Annotated in this window: 12 protein-coding genes; 11 read left to right on the plus strand and 1 reads right to left on the minus strand. The window is 34.9% G+C overall.

Translation table 11 applies throughout. From position 1 onward, the window contains the following. Positions 1-260: 260 nt before the first annotated feature. Genes ABXT67_RS14705 through ABXT67_RS14715 form a run of 3 tightly spaced genes read left to right on the plus strand, consistent with a single transcriptional unit; the run spans position 261 to position 3612 of the window. A complete protein-coding gene (locus tag ABXT67_RS14705; protein WP_415374788.1) occupies positions 261-1244 on the plus strand; it encodes an OmpA family protein in 984 nt (327 codons plus the stop codon). A 3-nt stretch (positions 1245-1247) separates the two neighbouring features. Beyond that, positions 1248-1880 (plus strand): hypothetical protein, encoded by a 633-nt coding sequence (locus ABXT67_RS14710; protein WP_415374789.1) that lies wholly within the window; start codon positions 1248-1250, stop codon positions 1878-1880. A gap of 4 nt (positions 1881-1884) precedes the next feature. After that, entirely contained in the window at positions 1885-3612 is a 1728-nt protein-coding gene (locus ABXT67_RS14715; protein WP_415374790.1) for a sodium:solute symporter family protein, read from the plus strand. A gap of 115 nt (positions 3613-3727) precedes the next feature. Here the strand turns inward: ABXT67_RS14715 and ABXT67_RS14720 are convergent, their stop codons facing one another. After that, complete coding sequence (locus ABXT67_RS14720; protein WP_415374791.1) at positions 3728-4081, minus strand: 4Fe-4S dicluster domain-containing protein; 354 nt, start codon at positions 4079-4081, stop codon at positions 3728-3730. Positions 4082-4143: 62 nt separating this feature from the next. Between ABXT67_RS14720 and ABXT67_RS14725 the strand changes: the two genes are divergently transcribed. The 8 genes from ABXT67_RS14725 (at position 4144) to ABXT67_RS14760 (ending at position 12276) form a co-directional block, all read left to right on the plus strand. After that, positions 4144-5196, plus strand: a complete 1053-nt coding sequence (locus ABXT67_RS14725; RefSeq protein ID WP_415374792.1) for an acyl-CoA reductase — start codon at positions 4144-4146, stop codon at positions 5194-5196. 391 nt (positions 5197-5587) lie between these two features. Further along, entirely contained in the window at positions 5588-6655 is a 1068-nt protein-coding gene (serC, locus tag ABXT67_RS14730) for a 3-phosphoserine/phosphohydroxythreonine transaminase (RefSeq protein ID WP_415374793.1), read from the plus strand. 131 nt (positions 6656-6786) lie between these two features. Beyond that, a complete protein-coding gene (locus tag ABXT67_RS14735) occupies positions 6787-7740 on the plus strand; it encodes a D-2-hydroxyacid dehydrogenase (RefSeq protein WP_415374794.1) in 954 nt (317 codons plus the stop codon). 36 nt (positions 7741-7776) lie between these two features. Further along, complete coding sequence (locus ABXT67_RS14740; RefSeq protein ID WP_415374795.1) at positions 7777-10068, plus strand: T9SS type A sorting domain-containing protein; 2292 nt, start codon at positions 7777-7779, stop codon at positions 10066-10068. Between the two features lie 69 nt (positions 10069-10137). Continuing rightward, on the plus strand, positions 10138-10548 hold the full coding sequence (locus ABXT67_RS14745) for an META domain-containing protein (protein ID WP_415374796.1): 411 nt from the start codon (positions 10138-10140) through the stop codon (positions 10546-10548). 181 nt (positions 10549-10729) lie between these two features. Further along, on the plus strand, positions 10730-11374 hold the full coding sequence (locus ABXT67_RS14750) for a DUF937 domain-containing protein (protein ID WP_415374797.1): 645 nt from the start codon (positions 10730-10732) through the stop codon (positions 11372-11374). A 116-nt stretch (positions 11375-11490) separates the two neighbouring features. Continuing rightward, complete coding sequence (locus tag ABXT67_RS14755) at positions 11491-11898, plus strand: DUF6146 family protein (RefSeq protein ID WP_415374798.1); 408 nt, start codon at positions 11491-11493, stop codon at positions 11896-11898. A 72-nt stretch (positions 11899-11970) separates the two neighbouring features. Further along, positions 11971-12276 carry a DUF6787 family protein gene (locus ABXT67_RS14760; protein ID WP_415374799.1) on the plus strand — a complete coding sequence of 102 codons (306 nt, stop codon included), beginning with the start codon at positions 11971-11973 and terminating at the stop codon, positions 12274-12276. The last annotated feature ends 23 nt before the right edge of the window (positions 12277-12299 follow it).

The raw sequence follows: 12299 nt of genomic DNA on the forward strand, positions 1-12299 counted from the left end.
AAAAACCCGCTTGATTGCTCAAGCGGGTTTGTTATATATAAATTGACTACATATCACAAGAGCCTCGCTAAAGCGTGGTTTCTAATATGATGATGTAAATTTAAAGTTACCATTGTAAGATTACAAAATTAGATAAAAAATGTTTAGAACGTTGTTTAAAACTACCTTATTATATGTTAAATTTAAGTAAATATTTCACTATTTTTGTGATCAAGCCAGTAATTACAATAACTCAACACCAAACATTTATTTACAATTAGATGAAGAATTTCGGTATCACATTTTTTATTTTTCTCGTGTGGTCCTTTTTCTCTTTATGGCTTTATTCGTGGCTTATACCCAACAATAACATCGCTATAAATAAAAATAATGTAACGAATACTTCTATTGTTGATGATTTGAATGTTGCAACTAAAGAAGCAACAGAAAACCCTCTAGTTAAAAGCACTCAAATCAATGAAATTACTCCAATAGAAAACACTAAGACTAATACAAATTCTGGATTATTGTTAGAAAATGAATATGGCGATGCAGTTTTTAATTTTGAAGAAAGTATATCATACATTAAGAACTCTTCAGAACTTAGTATCCCAGAATCACTTAAAAAGTTCTATAAAACCATTCGAACCTATTTAGAAAACAATCCAAATACAGAGGTACATATTATTTCAAAATACAGTGCAGCCGAAAATCTAGAAACTCCTAACCTAGGCATTAAAAGGGGGCAACAGATAGCTGATCTTTTAAAAAACAATAATATTTCCAAAGAAAAGATAGTCATTAAATCAATAATCGATGACTTAGATTTTGATGTTAATGACAGGTATGAAAATGCAATTTCCTTTCAGTTTGCAATCTTAAATAAAGAACGCATTGATGCTTTGCCCGCAGAGTTTGTTTCATTGCCAACAAAAATAACTTTTTATCCAAAATTTTCTAGCTCAGGAATATTAAAAAATGACCGCCTTAAAGAAACTATGGAACGGGTTAGTTCCATAATGAAGCAATACCCTGGAAGCAGAATTACCATTATAGGACACACGGATGATATTGGAGAACACAGTGACAATTATCAAAAGGGACTCAAATTTTCAGAACAAGTTCAAAAGTATTTTATTGCTCAAGGGAAAATCTCAAAAAATCGAATTGAAGCAATGTCAAAAGGAGAAATTGAACCCATAGATAGCAACCTTACAATCAAAGGCCGCAATATAAATCAACGAGTTGAAATCCAATTTAGATAAAAAATGACACGTTTTGATCAATTTATAGAATTACTTCAAACTACCCAATTTATTGGTATTCTCGTGCTTATGACAAGTACTTTTTTAATTGGTTATTTTTCTGGTACTTTTTTTGAAAAAGCCAGCAAGCGCTCCCTTATTGACCGTCTTAAAAAAGAGATTAATTCTTTAAAAATTGAGAACAAAAAAATCAAAAACATAGAAACGATTTTAACGGAAATAAAGCCTCAAATTATTCAAGTCGTAAAAGAGTCTCATCAAAGTATCGAAAAAACAGTGCCACAAGAAAAAAAGAAGAAACCTGAGAATGTTGAGGCAGCGTATTTATCAAAATCCTCTATAGCAAACCGCACTAGAAGTGAATATGTGAATTACAAGATAGAAATTCCTTCACTTGATTTTGAATCTATTGGTCACGCTAGTATTAATGACAAAAATCAACTCACTAAAATTGATGGTATAGGTCCATATATCGAACAAAAATTAAATGAAATTGGAATTTATAATTTCAAACAAATTAGCAATTTAGAAATCAAAGACATTAGGGTTCTTACTACATTAATAGATTTTTTTCCGGGTCGAATAGAACGTGATGATTGGGTTAAACAAGCCAGATCTTTTACTTTAACACAATAAAATCATGCAGTTAGCCACACTTGATTGGGCATTAATTATTATTTTCTTAGTTATTTTCTTAGTTATTGGTATAGTGGTCTCAAAAAAAGCAGGAACCAATACTAAAGAATTCTTCCTTTCTGGAAGAAATATGCCGTGGTGGCTTTTAGGAGTCTCTATGGTTGCTACAACTTTTGCTGCAGATACCCCAGGATTGGTAACAGAACTTGTTAGAGTTAATGGTGTCTCGGGAAACTGGGTTTGGTGGGCTATGTTACTTACAGGAATGCTCACGGTATTCTTTTATGCAAAACTATGGAGGCGCTCAGGTATTAATACAGATTTAGAGTTTTATGAATTGCGCTATTCAGGAAAATCTGCGGGTTTTTTAAGAGGTTTTAGGGCCATTTATTTAGGCGTTATTTTTAATGTCATCACAATGGCTGGGGTGTGTTTGGCTGGTGCTAAAATAGCAAACATATTACTCGGCATCTCTCAAGAAGAAACATTGCTCTATTCGTCTATTATTGTTGTGTTATACTCATCATTGGGAGGTCTTAAAGGAGTTTTGATAACTGATATGATTCAGTTTGTTATTGCCATGATTGGTTCTATATGGGCTACTATTTACATTATTAACATACCAGAAATTGGTGGTTTACAAAACTTATTAAACCACGAGAATGTGGTAGGTAAATTAAATATTCTACCAGATTTTTCTAATACTGAAATGCTAATCACACTTTTTATTATACCCTTTGCTGTGCAATGGTGGAGTACTTGGTATCCTGGGGCAGAACCTGGTGGTGGTGGCTATATCGCACAAAGAATGCTGGCGGCTAAAGATGAAAAAAACGCGACTTGGGCAACCTTGTTCTTTAATTTTGCTCATTACGCACTGCGCCCTTGGCCGTGGATTTTAGTAGGTTTAGCTTCTTTAATCTTATTCCCAAGCCTTGAAAGCATTAATACCGCATTCCCAAACCTTAATACTGAAATGCAAGGACACGATGTAGCCTATGCTGCAATGATGACGTATTTACCCGCAGGCTTAATTGGTATTGTTTTAACCTCTTTAATCGCAGCTTTTATGAGTACCATCTCCACGCAACTCAACTGGGGAAGTTCATATATCGTAAATGACCTTTACGGTCGTTTTATTAATCAAGAAGCTTCAGAAAAGCAAAAAGTATTGGTGGGGAGAATTTCAACCGTCTTACTTATGATTTGCGCGGCCTTATTCTCGTTCTATATTCAGTCTGCCAAAGATGTTTTTGATTTATTACTCCAAATTGGTGCTGGAACTGGGTTACTGTTTATCCTCAGATGGTTTTGGAAACGTATTAATCCGTACAGCGAAATTGCTGCAATGGCGATTTCCTTCATAATTGCTATTTTCTTTTTCACCAATAAAAAAATGGATAGTCCGCTATTTGAGATGGAAGGCTATTGGCAGCTAATACTTGGGGTAGTAATAACGACCGCTGGATGGATATTCGTCACATTACTCACCAAGCCTTCAGATGCAGAGACTATAAATACTTTTGAAAATTTAGTATACGGTAAAGAGAGTAAATTCAAAAATATCAACTTTAAAATACTAGGCTTTTTGTTAGGGGTTATTGGGACCTACAGTTTTCTATTTGCAACGGGCTATTTTATCTACGGCAAAACAACGGCTGCAATCTCATTAAGCATACTAACTATTATTTGCTCAATAAGCCTCATTAAGATCTGGAAGAAGGTTGTGTAATACTTTTATCAAAGCAGACCCAATAAGAGCTAAGAGGTTTTCTTTTAACTCTTAATTGTTGTTTTTAGTTTTTCCTATTGCACCTTACGACAAAGTGGCCTTACTTCTATTTTCTTTAGGAATCTGGGTGCATAAATTTCTGTTTTCCTAGCAAAACAGCTTCAGTTTCTACAACGTCTTCATCTGGAACGCAACAATCTACAGGACAAACTGCAGCGCATTGTGGTTCATCATGAAAGCCTTTACATTCGGTGCATTTATCTGCAACAATGTAGTAAAGTTCATCACTTACTGGTTCTTGAGTTTCGTTTGCATCCACTTCTTTTCCGTCGGGCAACACTACATTACCTTCTAAGCTTGTGCCATCTGCATAACGCCAGTCGTCTGCGCCTTCATAGATAGCCGTGTTAGGACACTCGGGTTCACAAGCGCCGCAATTAATACATTCGTCTGTTATGATAATAGCCATTGGATTTTCTTTTTCTAACTTTGCACAAAGTTAATGCCTAAAAAGGGCAATGCCAAACTCAAATGCAATTAGAACAAAGAATTTACGCTTTTACTGAATTAGGGAAGTTCCTATCACAGTTTTCTTCTGAAATATCAACCAAGCAATCAGGAATTACTAACAATGATTCTTTTTATGACGAAATGCTTGCTACTCTTACTACTGGTTATTTAAATAATAATTGGTTTACGAAAGACAATTTAGCCTTTGCCTGTAAAAGTTGGAGCGAAGCTTTAACCAAAGAAAACCTGCAACAATGGATTTCGAAATATAAAATTTTAGAAACGAATACAGCCTCTAAAACTATAGCAATTGTGATGGCCGGAAATATACCATTGGTAGGATTTCACGATTTTCTTTCGGTGTTAATTACTGGGAATAGTGTATTGGCAAAGCTATCCTCAAGTGATGCTAAACTACTTCCGTTTTTAACAGCATATTTAATTTCCGTAGAACCAGGATTTAAAGAGAAAATAACGTTTACTGAAAAAAAACTTGAAAACTTTGACGCCGTCATCGCAACAGGAAGTAATAATACATCACTTTATTTTGACCACTATTTCGGCAAATACCCAAATATCATCAGAAAAAACCGAAATAGTATTGCCATTTTAACTGGACAGGAATCGCCAGAGCAAATGGAGACACTAGCAAATGATGTGTTTAGATATTTTGGGCTGGGCTGTCGCAATGTTTCAAAAATTTATGTTCCAAAAACATATGAATGGGACCATTTCTTCAACGGAATGTATGCTTGGAAAGAAGTCATCAACAATCATAAATATATGAATAACTACGACTATAACAAAGCCGTTTATTTAATGAGTAATATAAAATTGTTGGATAATGAATTTATGTTGCTGAAAGAGGACACTGGCTTTTCCTCTCCAATTTCGGTAGTGTTTTATGAACGTTATGATTCCGTAGAAAAGCTTAAACAGTTATTAACAAGTCACGCCCAAAACATCCAATGCATTGTATCTGAAGAGCATATTCCTTTTGGTGTAGCCCAAAGTCCTAACTTATGGGACTACGCAGATGATGTGGATACTGTTGCGTTTATTTTGTCTTTGTAGACGCATAACAAATAAAAAGAAACTCAAAATAATAAATTTAACGTCAGATTTTTTTAGGTTCTTCAAAACATAAAATTTGTAAAGACAGTTTTAAATTATTTAAAGACTAGGCATTAGATAGACTGTCAATCTATTTCGATAATAGATTTAAATATTCCAAACGATAATATGATTTATGGAATAGGAACTTTGATGTACGGGATGCGAGATGATAAAATTTTTAAAATTTATTCCAAATCAAAAAGGCAGATCACCTAAAGAAAATTCTGAATCAATAATAAATCTTATTCTAAGATATTTTTAGTTGAAACAAGGTTAATAACTTCACATAAATTTAACCGAATAAAAAGGTCAGATTTTCACATCTTTGTAATAATAAAAACGCACCCATATGAAAATGCATAATTTTAGCGCAGGACCTTGCATTCTGCCTCAATCTGTCCTAGAAAAAGCGAGTGACGCTGTCAAGGATTTTAATGGTTCTGGTCTTTCACTTATAGAAATATCCCACCGTAGCAAACCATTTGTAGATGTTATGGAAAACGCACGTGAACTATCCTTAGAGCATTTAGGTTTACAAAACCAAGGGTATAAAGCCTTGTTTTTACAAGGAGGCGCAAGTCTTGAGTTTTTAATGGTGGCCTATAATCTACTAGAAAAGAAAGCAGGATATTTAAATACAGGAACTTGGGCTGATAAAGCCATTAAAGAAGCAAAGTTGTTTGGTGACGTTGATGTGGTAGCTTCTTCAAAAGAAAGCAACTTTAACTACATCCCAAAAGACTATACTATTCCCTCTGGTTTGGATTATTTTCATTGCACGAGCAACAATACCATTTTTGGAACTCAAATGAATCATTTTCCAGAAACTGATTGCCCGTTAGTTTGCGATATGAGTAGTGATATTTTCTCTCGTGTATTGGATTTTTCAAAATTCGATTTAATATATGCTGGAGCACAAAAAAACATGGGGCCTGCAGGTACTACGCTTATTGTTGTTAAAGAAGATATTTTAGGAAAAGTATCAAGACACATCCCCTCTATGTTAGACTATAAAGAACACATCTCAAAAGACAGTATGTTTAATACACCTGCTGTTTTCCCAGTATATGTGTCGATGTTAACGCTAGAATGGCTTAAAGAACTAGGCGGTGTTGCAAAAATTGAAGAAATTAATAATAAAAAAGCAGCCCTTTTATACACCGAAATTGATCGGAACCCTTTATTTAAGGGGTTTGTAACCAATAAAGAAGACCGTTCAAAAATGAACGCGACATTTAATTTAACTAATGATGCTCACGCAGAATTTTTTAACCTCGCTTTAAAAGAAAATGGTATTAATGGTCTAAACGGTCACCGCAGTGTTGGTGGTTATAGAGCCTCTATGTACAATGGACTTTTCATTGAGAGTGTTCAAGTACTTGTAGATATAATGCAGGACTTAGAGAAAAAAGGGTAGTTAAATTTTCGATGTGCAATTTTGGATTGTAGATTGACTCGAGTAGATAAGTAAGGCAGAGATTTATCGTGTCTCAGACAAAATAAATAAAAATAATTTCCCGCATTAGCGAGAAAATAAATAAATTTTCAATGAAAGTATTAGCAAACGACGGAATATCACAATCAGGAATTGACGCACTTACAGGTTACGGTTATGAGGTAATAACAACTAATGTAGCACAAGAGCAATTAGTAAAATATATTAATGAAAATAATATTTCGGTATTATTAGTTAGAAGTGCAACTACTGCCCGCAAAGAATTAATCGATGCGTGTCCAAACCTAAAAATTATTGGACGTGGCGGCGTTGGAATGGACAATATTGACGTATCCTATGCTCGCGAAAAAGGGTTGAGTGTTATTAATACGCCAGCCGCTTCATCATCATCGGTAGCCGAACTTGTATTTGCCCACCTTTTTGGAGGAGTTCGTTATTTATACGACGCCAACCGTAATATGCCTTTAGACGGCGATTCTAAATTTAAAGATCTAAAAAAGAACTACGCAAAAGGTAGTGAGCTTCGTGGAAAAACAATTGGAATTATTGGTTTTGGTCGCATAGGACGAGAAGTAGCAAAAATTGCTTTGGGTTGCGGTATGAAAGTAATTGCAAGTGATAAATTTATAGACGAGGCAGATATTACGCTCGATTTTTATGATGGGCAGAAAGTAACCTTTAAAATAATAACACAACCTGTTTCTGAGCTCATTCAGCATTCTGACTTTATAACGTTACACGTACCTGCTCAAAAGGAATATGTAATTGGTAAAAAAGAAATTGATATGATGAAAAACGGTGCTGCGATAATTAATGCGGCTCGTGGTGGTGTAATAGATGAAGTAGCGCTTGTTGAAGCATTGGATAGTGGTAAACTTTCATTTGCTGCTTTAGACACCTTTGAAAAGGAACCGACCCCAGCTGTTAAAATTTTAATGAATCATAAAATATCTTTGAGTCCGCACATTGGCGCTGCAACCAACGAAGCACAGGACAGAATTGGAACTGAACTAGCAGAACAAATAAAAGAAATATTTGGAAAATAGTAGTTCTTAGTGGTATATTTAACAAAAATTATAATAATGAAAAAAATATGTACTCTAGTAGCACTGATGTTGACCATTATGGTAACATCACAAGTAACCAATGAAGGGTCTCCTTTAAGTTGGGATGCTTTAAACGATCAAGATCAAATTGAAGTACAGAACCTTCCAGGTTTTGATCTAGAAGCTGTTAAAGCCGAAGATGAAATAGATGATCCAAAATTTGAAAAACCGTGGCGCTTTGGTTTTATGCACAGCGTAGATTTTGGTTTTGAAGATGGCAAGTGGACAACACTTGATAATGGCGATAGAATATGGAGAATAGCCGTAGAATCAAAGGGAGCATTATCCTTAAATTTTGTTTTTGATGAATTTTACGTTCCTAAAGGAGGATCTGTTTACCTATACAGTGATGACCGTAGTGATTTGTTAGGCGCGTATACGCACGTTCAAAATCAAGAAAGCGGTATTTTAGGTACTTGGTTGGTACAAGGGGAAAAAGTATGGATTGAATATTTTGAACCTGCGAAAATGCAAGGAACAGGAAAACTCCATATTGCTAAGGCAACTCATGGATATCGCAGTGCTGAAACATTTAACCAGGAGAAAGGATTAAACGATTCTGGAAACTGTAACTTAGATGTAGATTGTTCTGTGGGTTCTGATTACGACCAATTAAAGGAACTTAACAAACGCTCTGTAGGTATTTTATTATCTGGAAGTTCTGGTTTTTGTACTGGTGCGCTTATTAATAACACTAATAATGATGGTACTCCATTTTTTTTAACGGCAAACCACTGTTTTAGTAATCCTGCTAGTTGGGCATTTAGATTTGGATGGATTAGTCCGAATCCAGTTTGTGCAGCTACGAACAACAGTACTAATGGGCCTACAAACTTAACACTTAGTGGAGCCACTTTAAGAGCCAGAAGCACAAATGCTGATTTCTGTCTTGTAGAAATTAACAACGATATTCCATCAGATTGGAACCGTGTATTTTCTGGATGGGACAGATCAGATAACTTTCCAAGCTTTACGGTAGGGGTTCACCATCCAAGTGGTGATATTATGAAAGTTTGCAGAGATGATGACGCACCTACAAAAGAAATAAACAATGGAGCACAAACTTGGGAGATTTTAGGTGGATCTGGACAAGGATGGGAATTAGGTGTTACCGAGCCAGGTTCTTCAGGCTCTCCGCTTTATGACCCTCAAGGTAGAATCATTGGTCAATTGTTTGGAGGAGCTGCGGCTTGTTCCGGCACCAATGACAATAATGCTCTTGACTTTTATGGTCGTTTTGCTGTATCTTGGGATGCTGGTTCTTCAGCTACAACTCGATTAGAAGATTGGCTTGATCCTGCTGGAACAAATCCTACTACGATCGATAGCAATCCCCCATTTGAGGTTTTTGCATTGGACGGAACATTATCTATTACCATTCCTGATGTTGATTGTGGCGTTACAGAGTTTTCTCCAACCATCTCATTAACAAACCTTGGGGTTAACGATATTACATCTGCTACAATTTCTTGGGATGTTAATGGCGGAACAGCTCAAACGATTGATTTTAATGGGACTTTAGTTCAAAATGAAACTGAACAATTCGTATTAGACCCTATAGACTTCCAAGAAGGTGAGAGCACTATAAACGCAGAAATCACTCAAATCAATGGAGCTAATGACGATAACCCTAATAACAATAATATTTCTAACACTTTTGACGTTGGTGGAGATAGTTTTGGTACAACCCAAGTTCAATTAGATTTATTAACTGATGATTGGGCACAGGAAACTACTTGGGAATTTAGAACTACCGGAGGAACGGTTTTATATAATGGAGGTCCATATCAAGAGTCTGCTGATGACAATACTTTATTTACAGAGTTTTTTGATGTTGATTTAAGTCAATGTTATGAATTTGAAATTTTTGACACAGCAGGGGACGGTATTTGCTGCGGGTTTGGAATCGGATCTTATGAGCTTACTACAGATACCGGTGCGGTAATCTTCTCTGGTGGAGAATTTGGAGACAGCGAATTAACAGAAGTTAGAATTGCTAGTACTTTAGGTAGTGAGTCAAATACATTATCAAACGTTGCATTGTATCCAAATCCGGCTAACAGTCAAATAACCATTGCGTTAAGCGATAATTCGGCTAATACTAGCTTTAGGATTATAAACTTATTGGGTCAAAACATATCAAACGGTATGATAACGAACCGAAGTACAGCAATAAATGTTGATTCTTATAAGACAGGACTATATTTTGTTGTTTTGAAAGATGAAGTTTCAAATAATGAAATTACTTTGAAATTTATCAAGCAATAGATAAGTAAAAATCAAATCAAAAAAAACCGAGTGTTCCCTGACCACTCGGTTTTTTTTTAAATCATATTTATGAAAGCAATCATATTATTTATTTCAACCGTTATTTTATCAACCTGTTCAAATAACACAAAAAAATTAGAACTCTCTACATTGTTTGAAAAAGAATTAAAAGTTATTTCGATTAACAATAGTGATGTTTCTGATTTAGACCTTACGCTAATGCTCCAGAATAACGAAAAAAGTATTACTGGTTTTGCAGGTTGCAATAGGTTTTTCGGAACGTATTCGATAGATGGTAATGCTGTAGCTTTTTCAAAAGTTGGGGCTACTAAAATATATTGCTCTGATGCTAGAATCAGTGAAAATGAAAAATTATTTTTAAATTCTCTCTCTAAAGTATCCAGTTACAAACCAACGAAAAGCGAATCTATTGAGCTTTTAAATGAAAAAAATAAAGTGTTAATCACTTTAAAGTACTAGACCAAATTGGGAATAAACCAGTGCTTAAAAAACAAAGATATACTAGGACTGTATCGCAGTTAACCTTTGTTTTATTTTACTAACTGAAAACTCAAACTGTACCATACTCATTTAAATACAGTCGCACACTATTTGCGATATATTGAGTATACAACAGTCTTAATTTAAATTTAAAACAAAAATGGCGGGAATTTATGACTTATTAAATAGTGATATGGGCCTTCAATTAATTGGTGGACTTAGCCAAGAATCAAATCAACCCGAAGATAAAACGGCTTCTGTTTTGTCTATGGCCATGCCACTTTTAATCGGTGCTATGAAGCGAAACGCAAATAGCCCGCAGGGAGCAGACGGACTAATGGATGCCTTAAATAATAAGCACGACGGAGGTATATTGGACAACCTTAGCGGACTTTTTAGTGGTGGCGTTAATGACGATGTAAAAGTAGATGGACTTGGCATCTTAGGGCACATTTTAGGAGGTTCTCAAGATAACGTAGTAGGAGCTGTTTCAAAAAAATCTGGTATGGACACCAATGGTGTAATGCAAATTTTACAAGTAGCTGCCCCGGTTTTACTTGGAATGCTTGGAAAGCAAAAACAAAATGTATCCTCTTCAAACGGAATCGGAGATTTACTAGGCAGTCTTATGGGCGTAGGTTCTGAGCAACCTAAACAACAAAGTCTTATAGAATCTATTCTTGATGGTGACAATGATGGTAGCGTTATTGATGATATTGCAGGAATGGTTCTAGGTGGAAGCAACTCTAACAAATCTAGTGGAGGGTTAGGGGGTCTTTTAGGAGGTGTTTTCGGCGGAAAATAATCGCTATTCCTATAGTTTTTAAAAGTTGATTTTCAACAAAGAAGATTTTGTTTTGTTAAAGCAAGTTAAAGTATCTATCACAATCATATTATTATTTAAATTTGATAAAAAAGAATATGCGAAAAAGTATTTTAGCAATAGCAATGGTGGTATTTTTTCTCTACGCATGTTCTGCTAATAAGAATGCGATAGCTACCTCACAAAAAGATGTTCAGAAAACCGATACTATAAGAATCGCAAGCGACTCTCTTGAATACGAAATTGTCATATTAGAAATTGGTTTTAACCGCTATTTAAACACGCAACCTGCAGCAGATTATTATGGAGTATCGTTTTTGGAAAATAAAAATTATCTCTATGCAGCTGAGTACAATAGAAGGGTTAGAGATATTACACGAACTAGAGATTTGTATCCACAAGAAATAAATTATAACCCCAAACTGCACTACGGCAAAGAGGTAAACTATTTACTTTATAATTACTTTAGATTCTTCGAAAAAGAATACAAACAAAAGCTTAAATGAAATAACACACAGCTAATTGAAGAGGAACAAAACAAGTATTCTATCTTCCTATTTATCAAATACTCAATACAGATGAAAAAGTTAAAAGAACGTTGGGGAGTTAAATCAAACTGGCGACTAACAGTAATATTTATTGTTTTTTCTATTACGGGAAGCACCGCCGCTAAATTTGCCGCTCCTCTTGTAGCGTGGTTAGGAATTTCAAAAGAAATAGGTTGGTATGTTTATTGGCCACTTAGGATTTTGCTTATTTTCCCTTTATACCAAATATTGCTTGTGTTTTTTGGATGGCTCTTTGGTGAATACGCATTTTTCTGGAACTTTGAAAAAAAGATGCTTCGGCATTTAAAACTGGGTTTTTTATTGAAGGATAAATAAAGAACACCAAAAAAAATATAAGT

Source organism: Patiriisocius sp. Uisw_017, assembly GCF_047731265.1.
Taxonomy (GTDB): Bacteria; Bacteroidota; Bacteroidia; order Flavobacteriales; family Flavobacteriaceae; genus Patiriisocius.